The 22997-nt window shown below is 49.5% G+C and carries 19 protein-coding genes and 4 pseudogenes; 8 read left to right on the forward strand and 15 right to left on the reverse strand.

What is annotated here, in order from left to right; all coding sequences use genetic code 11:
- The first annotated feature begins 103 nt into the window (after nucleotides 1-103).
- Both IYV58_RS14695 and IYV58_RS14700 read left to right on the forward strand, forming a co-directional pair.
- A complete protein-coding gene (locus IYV58_RS14695) occupies nucleotides 104-580 on the forward strand; it encodes a cold-shock protein (RefSeq protein WP_112164893.1) in 477 nt (158 codons plus the stop codon).
- A 325-nt stretch (nucleotides 581-905) separates the two neighbouring features.
- Complete coding sequence (locus IYV58_RS14700) at nucleotides 906-1517, forward strand: hypothetical protein (RefSeq protein ID WP_004119758.1); 612 nt, start codon at nucleotides 906-908, stop codon at nucleotides 1515-1517.
- 419 nt (nucleotides 1518-1936) lie between these two features.
- Here the strand turns inward: IYV58_RS14700 and IYV58_RS14705 are convergent.
- Nucleotides 1937-2182: pseudogene (locus IYV58_RS14705) on the reverse strand (M3 family metallopeptidase); the annotation flags it as partial.
- A gap of 277 nt (nucleotides 2183-2459) precedes the next feature.
- On the opposite strand from IYV58_RS14705, the gene IYV58_RS14710 reads away from it, so the two are divergent.
- From IYV58_RS14710 to IYV58_RS28485, 3 genes and pseudogenes are all read left to right on the forward strand, one after another.
- Nucleotides 2460-3137: an SOS response-associated peptidase gene (locus IYV58_RS14710; RefSeq protein ID WP_112164891.1), complete on the forward strand. Its 678-nt coding sequence runs from the start codon at nucleotides 2460-2462 to the stop codon at nucleotides 3135-3137.
- Between the two features lie 173 nt (nucleotides 3138-3310).
- Nucleotides 3311-3835 (forward strand): annotated as a pseudogene (locus IYV58_RS14715) (SDR family NAD(P)-dependent oxidoreductase); the annotation flags it as partial.
- A gap of 15 nt (nucleotides 3836-3850) precedes the next feature.
- The gene (locus IYV58_RS28485) at nucleotides 3851-4054 is read left to right on the forward strand and encodes a hypothetical protein (RefSeq protein ID WP_235891344.1); all 204 of its coding nucleotides are present in this window, start codon (nucleotides 3851-3853) and stop codon (nucleotides 4052-4054) included.
- A gap of 87 nt (nucleotides 4055-4141) precedes the next feature.
- Here IYV58_RS28485 and IYV58_RS14720 read toward each other — a convergent pair whose 3' ends face one another.
- The 3 genes and pseudogenes from IYV58_RS14720 to IYV58_RS14730 all read right to left on the reverse strand — a co-directional run.
- Nucleotides 4142-5407, reverse strand: coding sequence for a Y-family DNA polymerase (locus IYV58_RS14720; protein WP_123829310.1), 1266 nt, complete (start codon nucleotides 5405-5407; stop codon nucleotides 4142-4144).
- A gap of 1 nt (nucleotide 5408) precedes the next feature.
- On the reverse strand, nucleotides 5409-5828 hold the full coding sequence (locus IYV58_RS14725; RefSeq protein WP_123829309.1) for a translesion error-prone DNA polymerase V autoproteolytic subunit: 420 nt from the start codon (nucleotides 5826-5828) through the stop codon (nucleotides 5409-5411).
- A 263-nt stretch (nucleotides 5829-6091) separates the two neighbouring features.
- Nucleotides 6092-6421 (reverse strand): annotated as a pseudogene (locus tag IYV58_RS14730) (recombinase family protein); the annotation flags it as partial.
- Nucleotides 6422-6827: 406 nt separating this feature from the next.
- Between IYV58_RS14730 and IYV58_RS14735 the strand changes: the two are divergent.
- Nucleotides 6828-7229 (forward strand): hypothetical protein, encoded by a 402-nt coding sequence (locus IYV58_RS14735; RefSeq protein WP_172880035.1) that lies wholly within the window; start codon nucleotides 6828-6830, stop codon nucleotides 7227-7229.
- A gap of 502 nt (nucleotides 7230-7731) precedes the next feature.
- Here IYV58_RS14735 and IYV58_RS14740 read toward each other — a convergent pair.
- The 5 genes and pseudogenes from IYV58_RS14740 to dcp all read right to left on the reverse strand — a co-directional run bounded on the left by IYV58_RS14740 (nucleotide 7732) and on the right by dcp (nucleotide 14627).
- Complete coding sequence (locus tag IYV58_RS14740) at nucleotides 7732-7938, reverse strand: DinI-like family protein (RefSeq protein ID WP_195729104.1); 207 nt, start codon at nucleotides 7936-7938, stop codon at nucleotides 7732-7734.
- A gap of 418 nt (nucleotides 7939-8356) precedes the next feature.
- Nucleotides 8357-8650, reverse strand: coding sequence for a hypothetical protein (locus tag IYV58_RS14745; RefSeq protein ID WP_004119746.1), 294 nt, complete (start codon nucleotides 8648-8650; stop codon nucleotides 8357-8359).
- Nucleotides 8651-9747: 1097 nt separating this feature from the next.
- A complete protein-coding gene (locus IYV58_RS14750; protein WP_032742112.1) occupies nucleotides 9748-10962 on the reverse strand; it encodes a mechanosensitive ion channel family protein in 1215 nt (404 codons plus the stop codon).
- Between the two features lie 521 nt (nucleotides 10963-11483).
- Nucleotides 11484-12431 (reverse strand): annotated as a pseudogene (locus IYV58_RS14755) (DNA cytosine methyltransferase); the annotation flags it as partial.
- A gap of 153 nt (nucleotides 12432-12584) precedes the next feature.
- Nucleotides 12585-14627: a peptidyl-dipeptidase Dcp gene (dcp, locus tag IYV58_RS14760; protein ID WP_004119735.1), complete on the reverse strand. Its 2043-nt coding sequence runs from the start codon at nucleotides 14625-14627 to the stop codon at nucleotides 12585-12587.
- Between the two features lie 172 nt (nucleotides 14628-14799).
- Here dcp and ydfG point away from each other — a divergent pair, with 172 nt between their 5' ends.
- Both ydfG and IYV58_RS14770 read left to right on the forward strand, forming a co-directional pair.
- The gene (gene ydfG / locus IYV58_RS14765; protein WP_004119732.1) at nucleotides 14800-15549 is read left to right on the forward strand and encodes a bifunctional NADP-dependent 3-hydroxy acid dehydrogenase/3-hydroxypropionate dehydrogenase YdfG; all 750 of its coding nucleotides are present in this window, start codon (nucleotides 14800-14802) and stop codon (nucleotides 15547-15549) included.
- A gap of 90 nt (nucleotides 15550-15639) precedes the next feature.
- Nucleotides 15640-16326: a GntR family transcriptional regulator gene (locus IYV58_RS14770; RefSeq protein WP_004119730.1), complete on the forward strand. Its 687-nt coding sequence runs from the start codon at nucleotides 15640-15642 to the stop codon at nucleotides 16324-16326.
- Nucleotides 16327-16377: 51 nt separating this feature from the next.
- On the opposite strand, the gene IYV58_RS14775 is transcribed toward IYV58_RS14770, so the two are convergent.
- The 6 genes from IYV58_RS14775 to IYV58_RS14800 all read right to left on the reverse strand — a co-directional run bounded on the left by IYV58_RS14775 (nucleotide 16378) and on the right by IYV58_RS14800 (nucleotide 22974).
- Complete coding sequence (locus tag IYV58_RS14775; RefSeq protein WP_004119728.1) at nucleotides 16378-16809, reverse strand: universal stress protein; 432 nt, start codon at nucleotides 16807-16809, stop codon at nucleotides 16378-16380.
- Nucleotides 16810-17084: 275 nt separating this feature from the next.
- Entirely contained in the window at nucleotides 17085-18548 is a 1464-nt protein-coding gene (locus IYV58_RS14780) for a mannitol dehydrogenase family protein (RefSeq protein WP_004119725.1), read from the reverse strand.
- Between the two features lie 224 nt (nucleotides 18549-18772).
- Nucleotides 18773-20149: an MFS transporter gene (locus tag IYV58_RS14785; RefSeq protein WP_004119720.1), complete on the reverse strand. Its 1377-nt coding sequence runs from the start codon at nucleotides 20147-20149 to the stop codon at nucleotides 18773-18775.
- Between the two features lie 46 nt (nucleotides 20150-20195).
- The gene (locus IYV58_RS14790) at nucleotides 20196-21212 is read right to left on the reverse strand and encodes a Zn-dependent oxidoreductase (protein ID WP_004119718.1); all 1017 of its coding nucleotides are present in this window, start codon (nucleotides 21210-21212) and stop codon (nucleotides 20196-20198) included.
- A 13-nt stretch (nucleotides 21213-21225) separates the two neighbouring features.
- Nucleotides 21226-22440, reverse strand: coding sequence for a starvation-sensing protein RspA (gene rspA / locus IYV58_RS14795; protein ID WP_004119717.1), 1215 nt, complete (start codon nucleotides 22438-22440; stop codon nucleotides 21226-21228).
- Nucleotides 22441-22647: 207 nt separating this feature from the next.
- Nucleotides 22648-22974 (reverse strand): YnfA family protein, encoded by a 327-nt coding sequence (locus IYV58_RS14800; RefSeq protein ID WP_004119715.1) that lies wholly within the window; start codon nucleotides 22972-22974, stop codon nucleotides 22648-22650.
- Nucleotides 22975-22997 lie beyond the last annotated feature (23 nt).

Genomic DNA, 22997 nt, shown 5'->3' on the forward strand with positions numbered 1-22997 from the left:
CTCCGCAGACCGGAGATTCAGGCGTAGTCTATGCGGGCATTGTGCTTTACACTGCCCGCGGCAAAAATTGAGTAGATAAACGATTAACCAGGCGGTAACGGCGATGAACGGAACGATCACAACATGGTTTAAAGATAAAGGTTTTGGATTTATCAAAGATGAAAACGGCGATAATCGCTATTTTCATGTGATTAAGGTTGCCAACCCTGAACTGATTAAAAAAGATGCGGCTGTCACGTTCGAACCTACCACGAACAACAAGGGCCTATCAGCTTACGCGGTGAAAGTCCTGCCGGAAAGCAAATATATTTATATTGCAGGCGAGCGAATTAAGCTTACGTCGATCAAATCTTTCCTGGTATACAGCGAGGAAGAGCCCGCCGATGCCCGCATTGATAAAGAGAATGCGGTACTCTCCGTGGGCCTGTTGATGGGAAATATCAGGCCAAAATCCGCCGCGAAACCCGGCGAAATGCGCTCGGTGAAAAAGCTGGCTATCACCACCTTCCAGGGGAGCACCCTCATTTTCACGGAAGATGAGATTGATATTGAAGCCACGGTAAAACTGCTTAAAGTGTAACAACATTCAGTGAAACCAACCGGGCTCTGCGCCCGGTTTGGGGCTTTTGACCAACCTATTCTCAACACCTGCCCCGTATCGCCGCCGGGCGGTGGCTAACAGGTAACGCAGAAACCCAGGAGGCGAAATTAATTTCAGCGCTGAGCTAAGCGCAATATTGATATCCCCCCCTGCGCGCGATCGCTCTATCTCCGTAAATGAAATATCCCAGAATAAGCTAATTCGCATCATGTGTTAAAACCAAGGTTATTATACAGCACAAAGTGAACAGCATTTACATTTGCATCATTTATCCTCGTAACCAAAAACAAATTTGGTGATATTGATGACTATATTTAAAAGCTTACTCTCCTTTCTTGGTGCGGCTTGCGCCAGCGCATTTGTAGTATTTAGCCTGTGGGTCGATATATACTTTTGGGATTATAATATTTCAGAACTATCACTGACCGAAATTGTGCAAGAGTCCGTTTTAACAGTCATCGTTTTTATTCATTTCCTGCTTGCGAAGCGGTATAAAGCCATGCGCTACTGTAATATTCTTGTTGGCGGGTTTTTCCTTGCCATGCTAATTCGCGAACTGGATGCCCTTTTTGATCTCATTGCTCACGGTAGCTGGGTATGGTTTGCGCTGATTGCAGCTCTTTTAGCCATAATTTATCCTGCCATTCATTATCGTCAGACCCTGCACCAGCTGGCACAATATACCCGTACTCCCTGGTACGGCTTATTAATCAGCGGCCTGTTGGCTATTCTGGTCTTCTCCCGACTCTTTGGCATGCAAACCTTATGGCTGGCCATTCTCGGTGACGGCTACGTCCGGGTGGTAAAAAACGTCGTAGAGGAAGGCTGCGAATCATTCGGTTATATGCTTTGTCTCATCGCCTCAATTGGCTATTTTTGCACTTTTCGCGGAACGTTAGCGCAGAAATCATGTTGAACCATCCGCTCTTAATGACTGTCCGCAAAAAACAGGTTTTGCCGAGTTGAGGGGGCGAGCGCTTCCCTACGCCAGGCTCCTTCTGTCAATGTTGATCGCCCACGTAACGCCTTGATGTCATGAGTAAGGTAAGTCCTAAATATTCTCAGCGCTTAACTGTTTGATGGTTATGCCCGCAGCGCGAGGATAAAATTTCGCTGCTATGGTACTGCCTCCATAGCAAATTGCTCATCTGCAGCTCTTGCATACGGTTCGCAGGTGATCAACCTTACCCGCAGCGAAAAATGCAAATGCCTGCCCGGGCACTTCTACAGAATAACCTCGCAAATCCTGACGAATCTGAGCGTTCCTTATCGGGAAAAAATGTACAAAAAACCGGGCGCAGCGCCCGGTCTTATTCTGCTCTAAACAACGCTCGGCTAACTCAGCCCGCGGTTTTCCAGCATCGGCTCAATCTGCGGATCGTGTCCGCGCCACTGGCGATAAAGTTCAGCTAAATCAGTGCTATTGCCGCGAGACAAAATCGCTTCGCGGAAGCGCTGGCCGTTTGCACCGGTTAAACCACCCTGCTCAACGAACCACTGGTAGCCGTCATCCGCCGGCATCTGCGTCCACAGATAGGCGTAATAGCCTGCCGCATAGCCGCCGCCGAAAATATGCGAGAAGCATCCTTTTCAATGAGTGCATTTACCAATAAAAATCATAAAGTTAACTTCCTTTTATTATGAAAATTCCGTTGATTTAAGCATAAATACAATCTCATACAATTCAGTCAGTTGCATATCGTTTTGGGGACGACATTCTCTCAATAATGCCTGATTAGCACCTTTATCAGTTCATTTTTTATACTGATAGCTATCAAATAGTGTCCTGTAAGGATGAGGTAATGACTCTATGCTTCTGACCTATAATTTTAAGTCTGGCATCTGACTGGAGGTAGCCATGTGCGGACGCTTTGCTCAATCTCAAACCCGTGAAGAATACCTGGCTTATCTTGCAGAAGAGGCCGAGCGGGATATCGCCTTTGATCCCGAGCCAATAGGACGCTACAACGTGGCCCCCGGAACCAAAGTTCTGTTGCTGAGCGAACGCAATGAAGAACTGCACCTCGATCCGGTTCATTGGGGTTACGCACCAGGGTGGTGGGATAAGCCAGCGCTCATTAACGCTCGCGTAGAAACCGCGGCGACAAGCAGAATGTTTAAGCCACTATGGCAACATGGCCGGGCTATCTGTTTCGCTGATGGTTGGTTTGAATGGAAAAAGGAAGGCAACAAGAAGCAGCCCTACTTCATCTACCGGAAAGACGGCAAGCCCATTTTTATGGCGGCGCTCGGCAGCGTACCTTTTGAACGCGGCGATGAAGCTGAAGGATTTTTGATAGTGACTGCAGCTGCCGACCAGGGTCTGGTCGATATTCATGACCGCCGGCCACTCGTCCTGGTACCGGAAGCTGCGCGAGAATGGATGCGGCAGGATGTAGGTGGGAAAGAGGCGGAGGAAATAATTGCTGATGGCGCTCTGTCAGCAGATCATTTCAAATGGCACCCGGTTTCCCGCGCAGTGGGTAACGTGAAGAATCAGGGGCCTGAATTGATTGAGGCTATCAAAAGACTATAGATTTGATAACGGCCGAAATGTGCCAGGAGCAGACGGATTGGCACGCTATTAAAAAGATTGCTGTACAGCTTATCCAACCCGTCATCTAAAAATGGCACTAATTGAAAGACACCAATCCATCTCCTCATGTATATCTTCATCCACACATAGTCATTAAGAAAGGATGAATGAAGATGCTAAAAGGTAAGAGGGCTGTGATTACCGGTGGTGGCGGGGGATTTGGTCAGGCGTTGAGCGTATGGTTGGCACGAGAAGGCGTCGAGGTAGATTTTTGCGCGAGGCGTGCCAATGATATTCAAAAAACTTGCAGTATCATCTCGGCTGAAGGCGGAATTGCGAAAGGATATATCTGTGATTTAACCCAGCCTGAATCCCTTTCTCAGTTTTCTTCACAGTTGTTAAGTTCAGATAAGCCCATAGACATTTTAATCCTCAATGCTGCTCAGTGGTTATCCGGAACGTTAGACGATCAACCAGACACAGAAATTATCAATACTGTCAGCTCAGGACTAACAGGTTCGATTCTACTGACTCAGGCATTGCTGCCCAGCTTAAGACGTTCAGAAAGTGCGGATATAGTATCAATTATATCTTCATGTGGGATTCCGAATTTTACAGATTCAATTGCGCATCCCGCATTTTTTGCCAGTAAACACGGCCTTAGCGGGTTTACAACTAAACTCTCACACCAGTTGTCCGAAGAAAATATACGTGTGACTGGGTTATATCCCCCAGATTTCGAACTGACAGGATTAGATACGTTTGTCGATAACCAATTCAAAATGGGGGAGCGTTTAATGAATGGGCGCTCGGTCTGGGAAACAATTCGCTTTGTGTTGGCTCAACCGCGTAGTTGCCACATTAGTAGCATCTATTTTGATGGTCCTACACGCGAAAAGCTGGGAAATAAAGGCTGAATTTGGGGACGTTGAACAGAGTAGCCAACTTCCGCTCCTCGCTCATAGCGGACTGTAGTAGCGTCCCCATTACCGTTAATGGCCGAATCATCTAACTTTGAGCAGGTCACAGAACCTCGTAGTATAGCGCGGGGATAGCATTTCTCTCTTCATCTGCCAGGCAGTCTGGATCCCCTGCCCCGCAAAATAGAGCGTCCCCCTGCCATCCTTTGCATTGAGATGGTCGAGGACTTCCATTAACTTTTCGCTGTTCTGCCGCGGTGCGTTGTCATCAAAAAGATTCAGCTGTGCCACGCCCTGGCTGTAGAAATCGCCCAGCATCACGCCGGCCTTCTGGTAACGGTGCCCGTCTCGCCAGATAGCATCGAGGCATGTCGTCGCCGCGGTAATTATGTCCCGGCTATCCTGGGTTGGCGTTAGCAGCTTTACAGATGCGCTGTTGCCGTAATATGGCTCGTTGAGCGCAAAGGGGCTGGTTTTGACAAAAGCGGAGATAAACCGGCAATACTGATGCTCGCCGCGAAGTTTCTCGGCTGCGCGCGATGCATAGCTGCATATCGCCTGTCGCATTTCATGATATTCAGTGATGCGGCCACCGAAAGAACGGCTGCACACAATTTCCTGCTTTACCGGCGCGAACTCCTCAAGCTCAAGACATGGCTCGCCGCGTAGCTCCCGCACAGTTCTTTCCAGCACGACGTTAAAATGTTTCCGGATAAAATGAATGTCCGTATCGGCTAACTTAAGCACCGTGTCTATCCCCATGGACTCCAGTTTTTTACTGATACGGCGCCCAACTCCCCAAACCTCATTCACCGGCAGCAAAGACATCAACTTCCTCTGCCGTTCCAGGTTCGACAAATCAACCACTCCCCCGGTCTGCCGCTGCCACTGTTTCGCGGCGTGATTGGCCAGCTTCGCCAGAGTTTTTGTCTGGGCTATGCCAACACCAACCGTGAGGTGCGTCCGGCGCAGAACCGTCTCGCGAATTTCCCGGCCAAAGTCGGTAAGGTCGCGACAGTTACGAACTCCTGTCAGATCGCAAAATGCCTCATCGATACTGTAAATTTCGCAGCGCGGAGAGAGCTCTTCAAGCGTAGTCATGACCCGGTTCGACATATCCGCATAGAGCTCATAGTTGCTACTAAACGCGATAATGCCGTGCCGGCGAAACATGTCCTTTTGTTTGAAGTACGGCTCCCCCATTTTGACAAAGGGCTTCGCCTCAGCGGAACGAGCAATCACACACCCGTCGTTATTGGAAAGGACGACTACTGGCCGCCCTTTCAGGTCAGGACGAAACACCGTCTCGCACGATGCGTAAAATGAATTCACATCGCAAAGCGCAAACATCTTAGCCCGCTGATTTAATGATGTAAGTAACGACCCCGAACACGTCGAGAGTATCCTCGCTTCCGACAACTATCGGCGAATATGCAGGATTCATTGGGTTAAGCTGAACGCGTGGATGTAGTTGCAACTTCTTAACAGTGAATCCCCCGTCCACTGCGGCAATCACAATATCGCCATGGACTGCGGTCCTTGAACTATCCACAACCAGAAGATCCCCCTCGCTGATCCCGGCATCTTTCATGCTATCGCCGGCAGCTTTGACAAAATACGTCGCGCTGGGGTGGTTAACTAATAACTCGTTCAGGTCGATGCGTTGCTCAACATAATCCTGGGCGGGACTTGGAAAACCACACTGAACAAGGTCGCTGTACAATGGGATCAGGATAATCCTACGTAACTCAACGGGCGTGTAGAACTGCATGATAGACTCGCTCACATAAATACTGTTTATATATACAGTAGATTTAACTCGGCGACATATCAATATAGGTTACGCCTATCAATTTCCGTCATTGCCGTAACGTATTGATGTAATAAGTACGGTAAGTCTTAAAGTGCTTTCAGTGCTGAACTGTTTGATGCTTTTGCGAACAGTGCGCGGATAAAATTTTTCAGATATGGCGCTGCCTCCATAGCAAATTGCTCACCTGCGGGCTCTTGCATACGGTTCGCAGGTGAGCAAACTTAGCCGGCAGGAAAATATTTATAAATAGTCTTCACCCCTACGCCGATCACATCAGCTATCTGTTGGCGTGTAGCTCCGTTCTCCAGCATTCGATGCGCACGATCGACAACCTCCGGGGTCATCACCTGCCGGCGGCCGCCAATACGCCCCTGCTCCCTCGCCGCGGCTAATCCTGCCCGGGTACGCTCGACGATCAGCTCTCTTTCCATTTCCGCCAGAGCGCTCATTACGTGGAAGAAAAAGCGGCCGGCGGCTGTGCTGGTATCGATGCTGTCAGTCAGGCTGCGGAAATTAACCCCGCGCACCTGCAGCTCCGATATTGCTGTGAGTCCTCTCATGAACGAGGGGAATAAAAAAAGCCCGCTTTGAGAGCGGGCTGAAAAAGTTGGCTTTCGAGGAGTAACGGTTCCTGATAGTCCGAGCTACCGATTTACCAGAAAAGCATTTCCTTTTATGTCGTTACTGTAATTAACCATAGTCTGCCAAAGAGAATGAGTAAACCCAACAAGATGTTCGGTTTACTTACTTGCGATTAGATGTGGTGCCGGGTGCCTCCCGGTGAGCATGCCCCAACAGACATCACTCGCGTGGTATTCACAGGGCTTTCGCTCTATTAGTTGGACGCCCCTCCGCATAGGGGGATTCACCACGTCGATAATTGTGCATTGCTGTTGCCTCAGCATTGAGCAAACGATCAATAGAATGATGAACGCTTTTTAATTGAGGAGTTTGCTCATGAAAAGAAACTTACAGTACGAGTTTCACCATTTTGGCATTCCATTACAGGATGGAAGATGTGAAGGAACGTTCAGTGAGAAGGCTGGAATGTTCACTTCCGACAATCCCGGGAAATTTAAAGTCCAGTGGCATCGCTTTACTGACGACTCACCACTTCATCCTTTATTGAAAACGGTACCTCATGTTGCGTTTAAAGTTGATAACTTATCAGCAGCCATCAGAGATGAAGAGATAATCCTCGGCCCCTATGAGCCCATAGATGATTACTTCGTAGCAGTTATCAATGACGCAGGTGTTCCAATCGAACTGATTCAAACAACCCTGACGGATGAGGAACTTTGGGAGAGAGCAAGGACAGGTAAAGGAAGCCTCTATCGTAAAAAAAAAAGATACCGTTAGCTGTTTATCTTAGAGAGACTCAAAGTAATGATACGCTTTTAGTAACTCTTCTTCCGAAAGGGGACAGTCTAAGTTAACCCCTGTGTCACTCATGATTTTATTCAGCAGCGCTTCTCTCGTCATGCCAACTCGATTGGCTACATGGTTTACACAACTTCGTGCATGCGAAGCGCGGGAGGTAAGTGGTAAAGTCGAGTCCAGCACCTTTTTTCTTGATGATGAGTGAGACATAAAGCCCTTACGAAGATAAAAGACCCCGCCGAGGCGAGGTCTTAATGTTTTTAACGTCATGGGCGAATTAACCCATCATTGGATCGAGGATAGCCAATTTCCGCCACGTTTGCGATAGCCTGCTGCAAAGTCATCTCGTTACCTTCTCAAGCATCTTTTCTGCGAAGGATTCCTCACGTGGCAATACTCCACCAGACGATCAAAGAACAATTTAAAGTGTCTTCGCCAGGTAGTTCGGTCACTCCAGGAGCCTTGGATACCTCCGCGTCTTTTAATCTGGGATAACCGCGGCCAGTGCAGTGAGGGCATTGCTTAATATGCCACCGAAAGCACTGAGCCCATCAGCGCCAGCGCGACGAATAGATAATTTGCAGTCATAAAATTTTTGATTTAATCGCCGTAGGAATTCGGCCTCTAACGCTGGCTCAGCACCGTTAGGCAATTTTTTGGTTTTGTCGATGGTTACTTCGATTTTCATAGCATCACCCCGAAAAACTGTATAAACATACAGCACACCTAGCTCACTGAATGAGCAATATCTTAAGAGCACAAACTGATAATTTGTTGTCAGGGGTGGGAAAAGAAAACCCGCCGTAGCGGGTTGATTGTATGGTTTTTTTTAGATAAGAGCTTTATATATGGACAGGAGCATAGGTCGCTATGAACAAAATTCAACCAACTCATGTGAGTTCAAAAGAGTCATTTAGAAGTACACTCTTTTAATTACATGGAGGCCAAATGTAAGCGCGTAGTGATACTACAATTATTTGATAGAAGCGTCGGACAAGTGCGCCATACTCTTTGAATGTTATTTATAGACAAGTTCAAGAAAAAAAGATACCCAAGTCATATAGTCCAGGAAAATCCATTTTTATTAAAAAAACATTATAAATGTCTTAATTGCCGATACCCTTAAGAAAATCATTATGAAAGAGCATGAACTCATAATCACCTCCTTTTTTTCTAACTAGTTCAATTTCAAAATCTGGCCACGGATATTTATAACGCAAAAAAAGACATCTTGACTCAATATCTATCGCCCCCTTAAGACCAAAAGAAAAACATTCAACAATATTGTGTTCTTTAATTTTCCTCACTATAACCAACGGGCTTAATTTCTTGTTTTTAAAGCATAAGTTTAGATATGCACGATTGAAGATCACTTCATTCCCTCGTGAATCATTAGCCATGGTAAACCCTCAATCTTCCCTAAGCGATAGACTTAAAAATCAAGTGCCAGAAGGCTCTGGTACCTGATGGGTCCCTTTCATAAGAGACAATAGCAGCTTTAATGGAGAAAAGATTTAACTATTTTCAAATTGAGAGTTTTCCAAATAATTTAACCTAAAGCCATATAATGATAAGCGCGCTACATAAATTCACTTCAATAATTTCATTCAACAAATTTCAAACACAGTTGCATTCTCAGCTTTATAATATTTCAGGTGGCTGGGTCTTTCTTTTGACATAATTCAGGTAAACTAGCCCTCACCAGCGCCTCAGCAAACGGCGGCGGGACCACATTGTCACAGCGCGCGACCTGTTTACCCGTCGCACACTTCACACCGTCATAGTCACAGTCGATCATGTACCACCCGGAGAAACCCCAGGCTTAATATTTCATGCATCACTCATTTGCGAATAACTCTAAAAAAGTTAAGATGACATGCAAATGTTCAGACAGGCACAGGGTGCAAAATGAACGATAAGATGACGGAAAAAGGGCTTATAAAATATACATTAATATCATTGTTATTAGGGATAATACTCATGGTAATTTTATTCATCATTTATTTAATGAGTAAAGATTCAAACATCATTGCATATCTTTATGAATTAACAAATGGATACCAAAAGGATTTCTCAGAACAATATTTAGTCGTAACCACTATAGCTTCCACATATACTAAAGCTGCACCAATTTTCGTGATATTAATGTATGTATTTTGCTGAAATAAGTTCGATATAAAAACCATTAAACTCCATTTGAAGCAATGATTTAAACTTCTACCTGGCCTGCTTCTTTTAACGGCAGGAGCATACTATTTAACATACACAGGAGTGGGAAATATGTCTGATAGTATATATCGTACCAAAAGAGTTATTGCTAGCAATGAGTACTTTCTATTAATCCACTATATTCTTTTATTTCTGACAAATTACTTTTTTACTTGGTTGCTTTTAATTTATCTATATATATTAAAAGGTTTACCTTACTTTCAAAAGCGGAGATAACCTCCGCCTTACATTCAATATAAATATTTATTTAAATAAATCAAACGCTGCATTATTGTGACGAATGCCAAAAATCATGCCCTGCCGGATATTGATATATACGAAGTGAGAATTTTTCAACGATAGCCGTGATGTACTCAAAAATTTCTGATTGAGTATTTTCATAATCCACCCATAGCGTTGAACTGGTAAAGCAATAAATTTCCAGCGGAATCCCCGAAGCTGATGGTTTTAACGTTCTCACTACGACATACATATCTTTTATAATATCAGATCGTTCAGCCAAATAGGCCATAATGTAATGACGAAATAGCGTTAAATTTGTCAGTCCATTATCTATAAACCAGCTATCCGCAATCCCCATTGCATCACGCCCATCGATTAACTTAGAGAGAGGCTCACTTACACCTCTAATCGTAAGTATTGGTGCAAGTATTTCTTGAGTTAGAAAAGTAACCGAGTGCTGATCTATTGTAGTACTACGCATTATCCTTCTGGCACCAGAAGAGAACATAGCCTGCCAGTTAGTATATGTTTCTGTTAGGAAATTTTTTGTCGGTATACGTGAAATCGTATTATCCCAATTGCGTATAGTAATTGTATGTAATGCAATATCGGTAACCTCCCCGCTCAAATTCTTATCAGGCATTTCAATCCAATCACCGAGTTGAAGTACGTCATTTGATGACAACTGGACGTTAGCTACAAGCGAAAGCAGCGTATGCTGAAATACCAGCATCAGTACAGCAGCAACAGCACCTAGACTCGAGATAATAATTGCAGGAGATTTGTTTGACATAACGGCAAGTATCATTATTGCCGCAATGATGTGAACTAAAATCTTACCTATTTGTATGTAACCTTTTATCGAATGATTTTTGCGCTTTGTTTTTCTTAAATAAGAACTATTAACGATATCTAGCATTTCATTAAAAAAGACAGACAGAAAAACGAAAAACAAGATTCCACATATTGTATTTATGCCAGTAACTAAAGATACTGGCATATTTGGCATGAATTGCAGAACATAATATACAATAATGACAGGAACGAAGTTGGATAACTTTTCAGCAATACGGCGATCTTTTTCAAGAGGAACATCTTGTTTATGACTGGAAAAAAATGCTTTCCTGACAGCCTTTATTAACAGGAACTTACACATAATATGCGCAAAAAATCCAGACATAATAAGAAGCACAATGTTAAAACCTATGGCTAGTGCTGGGTTGCTCTCAATAAATTTCAAAAAATAATCCAAATACGCCATCATTTATCACCTGCTTCACATGCTAAACTGTACAGGCTACAACCAATAATAAGTTGGAATAACCCTTTAACAATTTCTATCATCGCATAATCAAGTCATGCAAGTCCATAATCTGGTTCTGAAGCGAATAAAACACTCGCAGGCTTAATGGAACCAACCCTCTTATGCCATCGTTGATGGTTTACAAATCAACGGGGAATAGGACATATCTGGCGACTACTGATACAGCAAATGTAAAGGCAAGCCCGAGGGTGTTTACAGTGAGGCACGAGAAAACTAAGTGAGGCCAATACATGGGTAGCTTGCTTTTCAAAATCGTACCGCCAATGATCGTAATTATTAAAGCGATAATCAAGTACGTAAATCAGCGCCCGTAAGTTTAGTTTTTACCAAAGGCCCATAAAACGGGCCTTTTTTAACAAGTTTAATTATCACTTCATAAACTGGATTCTTGCTTGAAATCTCAAGCCAGACTATTTCCATTCAGTTAAAGGTCTGGTTCTTTGTTTAACCTCATAAAATTAAGCCGCTACTTGCGTCTGACACATCTCAGGCAAGTTTGCCCTTTCCAAAGCCTCAGTGAATGGAGGCGGGACGGCGTTACCACCGCGCGCGACCTGCTTATCCTTCGCATACTTCACGCCGCGGCAATCCTGGTCAATGATGTACCACTCGGGGAAGCCCTGCGCCCGGTAAAGCTCATGCGGCTGTAGCATGCGCATTCCAATGTCGACAATGCGATATGTCACCCCGGCGATTTTCACCAGTCCGGTGCTATCTTCCCCGCAGTATTCCTGCAGGAACGCCAGCACCTGCTGCGCGCGCTCTTCGTCGTAGTCCTCGACCGCCAGAGTCGTTTTAACCTCCCCTACGTGCTGGCCGCCGGCAGTGATAGTCGGCATCAGCTCGTCAGTAGGCTGGCCGTCACGGCAAGTACCGCGCAGTTTAACCAGATGAGAAGCGACTAATGCGTGGTGATCGACAGTCGTTACTGAATGCGCTGGCTCATCCAGCCTCACGCCGGCGCGCTGATAATTTCCTCCGTAGTGTTTTGCCAGGAACGCACCAACTACGGCATGTTTCCCGCCACCAGCCACAACGGTTCCCAGCGGCTTATCCAGTCCTGGCACGCGAGGTGCCTGGCCTGGCCGTTCTCCGTATCCTATTTGAATGAGCGTCGGTACAACCCGCTGCGATTTACCGCCACCGCCCGCGGTGATTGTTGCGCTTGGTTCGTCGGCACGGTGTCCGATGCTGGCGCCGAACTGCCTGGCGATAACCGGAGCGACGACACAGGCGCGCGACTCTTTCAGGATTGTGTGGGCGGGCTTATCGATCGGGCGCGGTTTAGCCTGGTACTCGCTGCCGCCATTGCCAGCCAGGAACGGCGCCAGCTCTGCCTCAACAATACCCAGAGCGTGACCATTCCCGTCCGGGCGCCTGGACGTGCCGGCGGTCACTGTCGGTAGCTACGTGAAAAATTGGGCCGTGACCTCATGCAAATTTAACAAAATTTAAAGATTTATTTTGGGGAAAAGTTTTGGAGAGATTTTGGAGAAGAAAACATTGGATAAAAAACCGGGCGCTGCGCCCGGTCTTCTTCTACTCGTCAAAACGCTCGGCTAGCTCAGCCCGCGGTTTTCCAGCATCGGTTCAATCTGCGGATCGTGTCCACGCCACTGGCGATAAAGTTCAGCTAAATCAGTGCTATTGCCGCGAGACAAAATCGCTTCCCGGAAGCGCTGGCCGTTTTCGCGGGTTAACCCCCCCTGCTCAACGAACCACTGGTAGCCGTCGTCCGCCAGCATCTGCGTCCACAGATAAGCGTAATAGCCTGCTGCGTAGCCGCCGCCGAAAATATGCGAGAAGTAGCTGCTGCGATAGCGTGGCGGCACCGCGGCAAGATCCATATCCTCCGCATGCAGGGACGCGGCTTCAAACGCATCCACGTCCTTGGGTAGCTTATCTACCGTCACGCTGTGCCAGCGCATATCCAACAGCGCTGCCGCGAGCAGTTCGCTCATATCGTAGCCTTTATTAAACTTAGCCGCGCGGAACATGCTGTCGCGCAGCGCTTCCGGCATGGCTTCCCCAGTTTGATGATGCCGCGCGTAGTGAGCAAACACCTGCGGCTCGCTGGCCCAGTGTTCATAAATCTGCGAAGGGAACTCAACAAAATCGCGCGGGGTATTGGTTCCTGACAGGCTGGCATACTTCTGGCTGGCGAACAGGCCGTGCAGGGTATGACCAAATTCGTGGAATAAAGTGATGACCTCATCCCAGGAAAGCAGCGCGCTGTGTCCTGCTTTGGGTTTCTGGTAATTACAGACGTTGTAGATAACCGGGTGTTGCGCTCGCAGGGTCGATTGTTCGACAAACACGCCCATCCATGCCCCGCCGCTTTTGCTATCCCGCGAGAAGTAGTCGCCGTAGAACAGCGCGATCCCCTCACCGTTAGCGTCGATAATTTCCCATACCTGTACGTCAGGGTGATAAACCGGAATATCGAATCGTTCGATAAAGCGAATACCGAACAGCTGTGTCGCCGTCCAGAACACGCCATCGCGCAGGACGCGGTCGAGGGCAAAATAGGGTTTTAACTGCGCTTCATCGATGGCAAATTTCTTCCTGCGCACCTGCTCGGCGTAATAGAGCCAGTCCCAGGCTGCCGCACGGAAATCTCCGCCTTCATTATCAATAACCTGCTGAATATCCGCCAGCTCCTGCTCGGCCCGAGCCCTTGCCGCCGGGGCGATTCGTCGCATAAAGGTAAATGCCTCCCCCGGCGCTCCCGCCATCTGATCGGCCATAGACCAGCTGGCAAAGTCGTCAGCGCCCAGCAGCTGCGCTTTACGCGCGCGAATTTCCGCCAGTCGCAGCACCAGCTCGCGGGTGTCATTCGTATCGCCCTTCTGATTGCGCGTCCAGCCGGCCGCAAACAAATTTTCTCGCGTCTGTCTGTCCTGCAGCGAAAGCAGCGCGGGCTGCTGGGTGGTATTGAGTAAAGGCAGCAGCCAGCGACCGCTTAATCCCTTCTCCTGCGCGGCCTCTGCCGCTGCGCTAATCTCCTCGTCGCTAAGCCCCGCGAGCTGATGGACATCCTCCACCACCAGACCGCCAGATTTTACCGCCGCCAGCAGGCGCTGCTGAAACTGGCTTTGCAGCGCTGCCGCTTCGGTATTCAGCGCGCGAAGCGCCGCTTTTTGCTCATCCTCAAGCATCGCGCCCGCAAGGGTAAAACGTTGCCAGGTCACCTCCAGCAAACGCCGGGATTCGGCCTCCAGAGAGAGCGAATCGCGCTGCTCCCACACTCGCTTCACCCGCTGAAAAAGCGCATCGTTAAGCCAGATATCATTCGCCAGTTCCGCCAGCTCGGCGGAAAACTGCTCATCAAGCGCCTGAATGGTCGGGTTGGTCTCCGCTCCCGCCATCGCGAAAAAAACGTTCGTCACCCGAGCCAACAGCTGACCACTCTGCTCCAGGGCCTCCAGCGTATTGGCAAAATCAGCCGGCTGGGGATGATTAACGATAGCGGCAATCTCCGCGCGCTGGCGGCGAACGCCCTCGTCGAAGGCCGGACGGTAATGACTCACGTCAATCACATCGAAGCGCGGCGCCTGATAAGGCAGCAGGCTGACGCTGAAAAAAGGATTGTTCTCCGACATCTTCATCTCCTGAATACGATTATTCTGTAAGATTAGGCAACTCATTGATTGACCGCAATGATTACTCTGTTAACCGCCGCGGTCGACCTCCTTTGTCCGATGATTTCCATTACCCGCCACCGGGATCGCGTGCTATGGTATGAAGACACAAAAAGCGTTGAGGAACAGTAAGATGATTATTCTGGTTACCGGAGCAACAGCGGGTTTTGGGGAAAGTATTACTCGCCGTTTTATCGCTAACGGTCACAAAGTGATTGCCACCGGGCGCCGCGAAGAGCGCCTGAAAACGTTGAAAGATGAGCTGGGCGACAACCTTTATACCGCCCAACTGGACGTACGCAATCGCGCAGCCATTGAAGAGACGATCGCCGGGCTGCCCGCCGAATGGCAGGCGATTGATATTCTGGTCAATAACGCCGGACTGGCGCTGGGTCTTGAGCCCGCGCATAAAGCCAGTCTTGAAGACTGGGAAGACATGATTGATACCAATAATAAAGGACTGGTTTATATGACCCGCGCCGTCCTGCCGGGGATGGTTGAACGTAACCGCGGCCATATTATCAATATTGGTTCGGTCGCCGGCGCCTGGCCTTACGCCGGCGGTAACGTCTACGGTGCGACCAAAGCTTTTGTGCGCCAGTTCAGCCTCAATCTTCGTACCGACCTTCACGGCACAGCCCTTCGCGTGACCGATATTGAACCCGGCCTGGTTGGCGGCACCGAGTTCTCCAACGTGCGTTTTAAAGGCGATGACGCTAAAGCCGAGAAAGCTTACGAAAATACCCAGGCCCTGACGCCGGAGGACGTAACCGAAGCGGTCTGGTGGGTCGCGACCCTGCCAAAACACGTCAACATCAACACCCTGGAACTCATGCCGGTCAGCCAAACCTTTGCCGGGCTGAACGTTCACCGCCAGGGCTAAGCTCTGTGACCCGGCCAGCAGGCCGGGTCTGGGCTGAAAGATAAAAAAAACGTAAAATAGCGCAAATACCTCATATAAAAGTAATTATCCATGGCCGCAGAAGCACAACTGAATCCGACACAGCCCGTCAATCAGCAAATTTATCGTATCCTTCGTCGGGATATCGTTCACTGTCTGATCCCACCAGGCACCCCGCTTTCGGAGAAGGAAGTCTCCGTGCGCTTTGACGTTTCTCGTCAACCGGTTCGCGAAGCCTTTATTAAACTGGCCGAAAACGGTTTGATCCAGATCCGCCCGCAGCGCGGGAGCTACGTGAATAAGATCTCTCTTTCGCAGGTGCGCAACGGCTGTTTTGTCCGCCAGGCCATCGAATGCGCCGTGGTGCGGCGCGCCGCCGGGATGGTGAACGATGAACAGCTTTACCAGCTTGAGCAAAATCTCAATCAGCAGCGTATGGCGGTTGAACGCCAGCAGTTAACTGATTTTTTCCAGCTGGATGACGAATTTCACCAGAAGCTTTCGCAAATCGCCGACTGCCAGTTAGCCTGGGATACCGTCGAAAATATTAAAGCCACCATCGACCGGGTGCGCTATATGAGCCTCGATCATGTGACGCCTCCCGATATGATGCTGCGTCAGCATTACGATATTTTCCAGCCGCTGGTCGCCCGTGACCCGGACGCGGTGGAAAAAGCGATGAGCTTACATCTGCAAGAAATTAGCGAATCAGTGCTACTGGTACGTCAGGAAAATAGCGACTGGTTTAGCGAGGAATAAAATGCGTCGCGGCAGAATATACGGTCTGCCGCTCTGGATTTATTAAGAGGACTATCTGACCACCAGAACCGGTATTTTTGCGTGACGTAAAATCGACTCCGCGTTTGAACCAAGAAGATGAGTTGATATACCCGGTTTGCGGGAACCAATAACAATAACGTCAAATTCCTCATTGCTGCTCATGGCCAGGATTTCATCGCGCACGTTGCCAAATACCACTCTGGAATGAATCCGCCCGGCGGGTATCGAAAACAGACGGGATAAGGTCTTCATCTTTTTCTCTGACTCCTCGCGCATATAGGCTTCAAACTTACGGATATCGGCGGCAAAACCGCGTAAAATCGAGCTGCTGCTGTTCGGCAGAACGTTGAGCAGCGTAATTTCCCCTTCATCCGCTGATGCTAAAAACTCGGCATGGCGGACCGCCTTATCGCTTAAATCCATTTCAAAAACGTCTACAGGTAGCAAAATTTTTTTGTACATAGTCCGTTCTCCTTTTTTCTGAGGAAACTTAGTAAGTTAACTCATCATGCCATATTTACTGCAGCAGGAGAACGAATAATTACCCAGATAAATATTTAATTGATTAAAATAAATTCCACTTATTTATACTTAACTGTTGTTAAATAAAGTTATGTATATTCAACGATCTGGATCAAGGTTTATTCCAGACGGCAATATTTTCAGGCGGGAAAAGCGTTCACTGATAAAGCGCGATGGCAGTGCCGCCGGGATCGGCGGCACGCGGGCGAAATACATTAATTTGCCTTAGCCCAGGCCGCTACGGTAGCTTTTGCGCCGTGCGCTTGCAGCGATAAATAAGCGCGAACCACCGCGTTGACGAAACGGCTCTCCTTGGGCAGGCTCAAACCAAAAATAGCCTCAATGCCCAATAGCGCCCGCACGCGTTCTTCGCCGTCTTCGCTGTTCTGAACGGTTTGCGTAATCATCGGCAGCATAGGATCGGAGATTTCAATCGCCTGCCCCAGGTCATCCACCCCGCTCACATAGCGCATCCAGCCTGCGACGCCCATCGCCAACAGAGGAAAGTCGCCGCCATCCGCCAGGTGCCAGCGAATCGAATCCAGCATGCGCTGCGGCAGTTTCTGACTGCCGTCCATGGCGATCTGCCAGGTACGATGCTTCAGCGCCGAATTGCTATAGCGCTCGATCAGAAGCCCGGCATAGCGTGCCAAATCCACACCCTTCACGCTCAGCGTCGGCGCCTGTTCAGCCAGCATCAGCGTATGCGCGGCGCGGCGATAGTTTTCATCCTGCATGCAATCATTAATGTGCTGATAGCCAGCCAGATACCCCAAATAAGCCAGAAAAGAGTGGCTGCCGTTGAGCATGCGCAGCTTCATCTCTTCAAACGGCAGCACGTCCGACACCAGCTCGGCGCCGGCTTTTTCCCACTGCGGACGACCGGCAACAAAATTGTCTTCAATGACCCACTGACGAAACGGTTCGCAGGCGACGCCGGCCGGATCGCGAACGCCGGTAAGCTGTTCAATTTTCTCCAGGGTATCGGCAGTGACTGCCGGAACGATGCGGTCAACCATCGTCGAAGGAAACGTGACGTTGCGCGTAATCCATTCGGCCAAATCGGCATCAACGGCGCGAGCGTAGGCGCAGACGACATTACGCATGACGTGGCCATTTTCCGGCATATTGTCGCAGGACATCACGCTGAAGCCAGGTAGCCCTGCCGCTTTGCGTCTAGCGAGGGCTTCTACCACTACGCCCGGCGCAGATTTTGGTTGCTGGGGATTTTGTAAATCGGCCACAATCAGCGGGTGATCCAACTGCAACTCGCCGCTGGCCGGAGAGTGGCAGTAGCCTTTTTCAGTAATGGTCAATGACACAATCGCGACCTGCGGCTCGCACATTTTTGCCAGCACGCTCTCCAGACCATCGACCTGGGCGTGCATCGCCTGCTTGACCACGCCAACAACGCGGGCGGTCCAGGCATCCGCCGACATTTCAGCGACGGTATAGAGTAAATCCTGCTCCTGGAGATCGGCGATCTGCTGCTCGCCGCCGATCAGGTTCACTTCGGTATAACCCCAGTCGCTGCCGTGTTCTGTCGCCAGAATATCGGCATATACCGCCTGGTGAGCGCGATGAAATGCGCCAAAGCCCAAATGAACGATGCGCGGAATAAGGCGGTTGCGATCGTATGCCGGCAACGTGGCGTTAGCTGTTAAAAGCATATTTTCCATGATGGCTCTCATATTTATGATTTTTCAATTCCCACGGTGGGTATGGATATAAACCATCTCACGCAATTGGTATGACATCTTTGATATTCATCAACTACCATACAAGAAGCTGGATGGGCTAGATTCTCGCAATAATCTCTGGCAAGAGAAGTAAAACTGCCGGGCTAAAAGCCCGGCAGTTTCCTGTTTACGGCTATCATCTTAAGGTGCGGACTTGATGCGTTTTAAATATATTGCCCGCTGCGGACACTTTTAGGCTTTGGCGCGCAGTCTGCGGCATCATTCAGCAGGCTCAGATCGCGGTCGCGGACTTCAGGCATCAGGAGGGCGGAAATTAAGCCAATAATGGAATAGCACACCAGCATAATCACAATCGGCATCCATGAACCGGTCATATTGCAGAAAATACCGGCCAGCACCGGACCAAATCCTACTGCCACGAGGCCACCCGCTTCTTTTGAAATTGCCATGCGGGTAAAGCGGTTACGCGAACCGAACATTTCCGCCATGGTAATATTTTCCAGCGCAAACAGCCCTAACACCGCGATATTATGAATGACGATCAATGACGCCATAATAGTGCTCGCGCTGTAACTTTTATCCACAATAATCGACAGCATCGGCCAGGCCAGAATAATGGCTGAAATATTGACAATAATATATGGTGTGCGACGCCCCACCTTATCTGACAGCCATCCGAGGAATGGAATAGTAATAAAGCCAATAATAGAGCTGATCATTAACGCATCAGTAGGGATAGCCTTATCAAACAGTAAGGTTTGCACCAGATAGCCCGCGAGGAACGTTTGCAATAACCCTGAATTTCCGGCCTGTCCGAAGCGCAGACCCGTCGCCAGCCAGAAGGACTTACTTTTCAGCATGGCGCTAAAGGAGCCTTCCTGCGTTGCCATCTCTTTCTGCAGGCCGCTGTCTTCGCTAACCTGCTCAAAGACCGGGCTCTCTTTCAGATTAAGACGCAGCCAGATGGCAAAAATCATCACCACTACGCTGGCCAGGAACGGGATTCGCCATCCCCACGCGACCAGCTGCTCGCGATCCAGCACGAAGAACATCACCGCCCAGATAGCCGTGGCGCTTAAGGTGCCGCAGTTGGTGCCCATTGCCACCAGTGAAGAGATGATCCCGCGCTTCCCTTTTGGCGCATATTCCGCCAGCATGGTACCGGCACCTGATATTTCTGCGCCTGCGCCTAGCCCCTGAATAATACGTAAGGTTACCAGCAACACCGGCGCTAAAATACCGACCTGAGCATAGGTTGGCAGTACGCCAATGAGGGTCGTACAGATCCCCATCATGGTGATGGTAATAAACAGGACCTTTTTGCGCCCAATACTGTCGCCCATTTTACCAAAAATAAAGGCGCCGACAATTCGCGCAATATATCCCGCGCCGTAGGTGCCCATTGCCAGAATCAAGGCCATCGCGGCGGATTGTTCCGGGAAAAATATCTCATGAAAAACCAGCGCTGCCCCGAGGGAATAGAGCTGGAAATCCATAAACTCCAGTGCAGTGCCTAACCAACCAGATACGGCTGCACGAATGAGATCGGAAGTGGTTCTCTCATTTTTTACGGTAGTCATAATGATTATCTCTAATTGTAGAATACAGAGTCCGCACCTGTTGTTATTAGCTGAAAGTTAATAAAACCTTACAGCACCGTTTCCTGTCATTTTCAAAAAGCTCCAGCGCATCGATAACCTGTTGATACGCAAATTGGTGAGTAATCAGCTCCTCCGGATTAATTAAACCTTGTTCCAGCCATTTGATGACGACCGGGAATTTATTAGCGTTAAGACGCGAGGAGAAAATAGAGAGCTCTTTCCCGGTAATCCCCTGCTGCGCAACCTGGGAAGGCTCCGTCGAGAATCCCATCAATACAATTCTCGCGGCCGGAGAGGCCAGATTGACCGCCTCCTGGAGAATAGCGGGATGACAGGCGGCATCGATAATCAGCGTCGGCAGTATCCCCTTCGCCTTCAACGTTTCCGCCAGAGGCTCATCGCTGTTGTTAATCACCCAGTCCGCGCCGTTACGCTGCGCCATCTGCAGGCGTTCATCAATGCGGTCGACAACGATAACCTGCTTAACGCGATACACCCGCTTCAGCACCTGAATCGTCGTCAGGCCCATCGGTCCGGCGCCGTAGACCAGCGCGATATCCTTGTCGGTAGGCGAAACGTGGCCGGTCACGTTAGCTGCGATGGTAAAGGGCTCAATCATCACCGCGTGGCTATCCGAAACGTTGTCCGGAACCCGCCAGGCATTTTTCGCCGGCACCACCGCGTACTCGCTAAAGCCGCCGTCGCGATGCACGCCTAGCACCACCAGCGAGGTACAGACGTTCGGCTTGCCCACCGAGCAAGGGTAGCAATGACCGCAGCTAATGACCGGATCAACGCTAACCCGCTGGCCCACGGCTTTGTCGGTCACCCCTTCGCCGATGGCGTCGATGACGCCAAAAAATTCATGGCCAATGACGCGCGGGTATTTGGCAAACGGATTATGGCCGCGATAAATATGGCTATCGGAACCGCATATTCCCGCCAGCTTAATTTTTACCCGTACTTCGCCTGCGGCAGGTTGCGGAATCGGCCGCTCTTCAATCACCAGTTCATTGGGCTGACGAATCACAATACTTTTCATTTTGGCTTCCTTCTTACCAGTTCCACAACGTGCCGTCTTCCAGACGCGCTACAGGCAAATAGGCCGGTTCATAGGGGTATTTCGCGGCCAGTTTTTCATCGAACTCAATGCCCAGCCCCGGTTTTTCCCCCGGATGCATATAGCCGTTATCAAATGTCCAGCTGTGCGGGAAGACTTCCAGCATCTGTTCGGAATAGCCCATATATTCCTGGACGCCAAAATTCGGTACCCAGAGGTCGAAGTGCAGCGCGGCCGCCATGCAGACCGGAGACAGATCGGACGGCCCGTGCGAGCCGGTGCGTACCTGGTAAAGCGAGGCAAAATCGGCGATCCGGCGCATCCCCGTAATCCCGCCCGCGTGGGTAATGGTGGTGCGGATATAGTCAATCAGCTGCTCTTCAATCAGCTGTTTACAGTCCCAAATGCTGTTGAAGACTTCTCCGACGGCAATCGGCGTGACGGTATGCTGGCGAATTAACCGGAAGCACTCCTGATTCTCCGCCGGGGTCGGATCCTCCATCCAGAACAGGCGGTAATCTTCGATACTCTTGCCAAAACGCGCCGCCTCAATCGGCGTCAGGCGATGATGCATGTCGTGCAGCAGATGCTCGTTAAAGCCGAATTTTTCGCGTACGGCGGCAAAAAGCTGTGGCGTAAAATCGAGATACTTCTCGGTAGACCACAGTTGCTCTTCCGGCCATTGGCCTTTGGTTGCTGGCTCGTAGGCCTGGCCCTTACCTTTCGCCATCCCGTAGGTGGTTTTCATCCCCGGCACGCCGCACTGAACGCGAATCGCTTTAAACCCCATCTCTTTATGGCGAGCGTAGTCGTCCAGTACTTCATCGATGGAATGACCCGTAGTGTGGCAGTAAACCATCACCCCTTCCCGCGAAGCCCCGCCCAGCAGCTGGTAAAGCGGCATGCCTGCGGCTTTCGCCTTGATATCCCAGAGCGCCATATCGATGGCGGAAATCGCCGACATCGTTACCGGACCACGACGCCAGTAAGCGCCCTTGTAGAAAAACTGCCAGATATCCTCAATGCGATGCGCATCGCGACCAATCAGTTGCGGACAGAGGTGATCCCGCAGATAGGATGCGACGGACAGCTCGCGACCATTTAGCGTCGCGTCACCCAGACCGACAATACCGTCATCGGTGGTGACTTTAAGGGTGACGAAGTTGCGCCCCGGACAGGTGACGAAAACTTCAGCGGCAACGATCTTCATTTCTCATTCCTTACTTCTATGCGGTTAGTGGGTGAAATTAAATCACCAGACCTACTACCATACAAGTATGACTATCGAAAAAGACGCGACGGATCACACTATCTCACCGGACAGAGAGGAGGAATAAACCGCGAACGTGAATGCGAATGCCCTGCAGCAAAGGGGGTGCTGGCGCCGCCTATCCCGACGCCATGAAGTAAAAAAGGTCTATGCGCGTCCCCAGCCGGCTACGATAATCAGCATGCCGCATAGCGCAACCAGCGCGCCGGCCCAATCATAGTGGCTGAGTTTGACGCCATCAACAAAGCGCAGCCACAGCAGCGCGGTACAGACATATACCCCACCGTAAGCGGCATAAACCCGTCCGCTTGCCTCGGGGTGCAGCGTCAGAAGCCAGACAAAAAGCGCCAGCGCCAGGGCCGTCGGCATCAGCAGCCAGGGCGTCGCCCCGCGTTTTAACCAAAGCCAGGGTAAATAGCAGCCAATGATTTCGCACAGGGCGGTAGCAAAGAAAAGCAGCGTGGTTTTTAACATGTAAAGCATCGTGGGTTGAGCAA

The sequence above is a fragment of the Klebsiella sp. BDA134-6 genome (assembly GCF_015601345.1).
Classification (GTDB): Bacteria; Pseudomonadota; Gammaproteobacteria; order Enterobacterales; family Enterobacteriaceae; genus Klebsiella; species Klebsiella grimontii.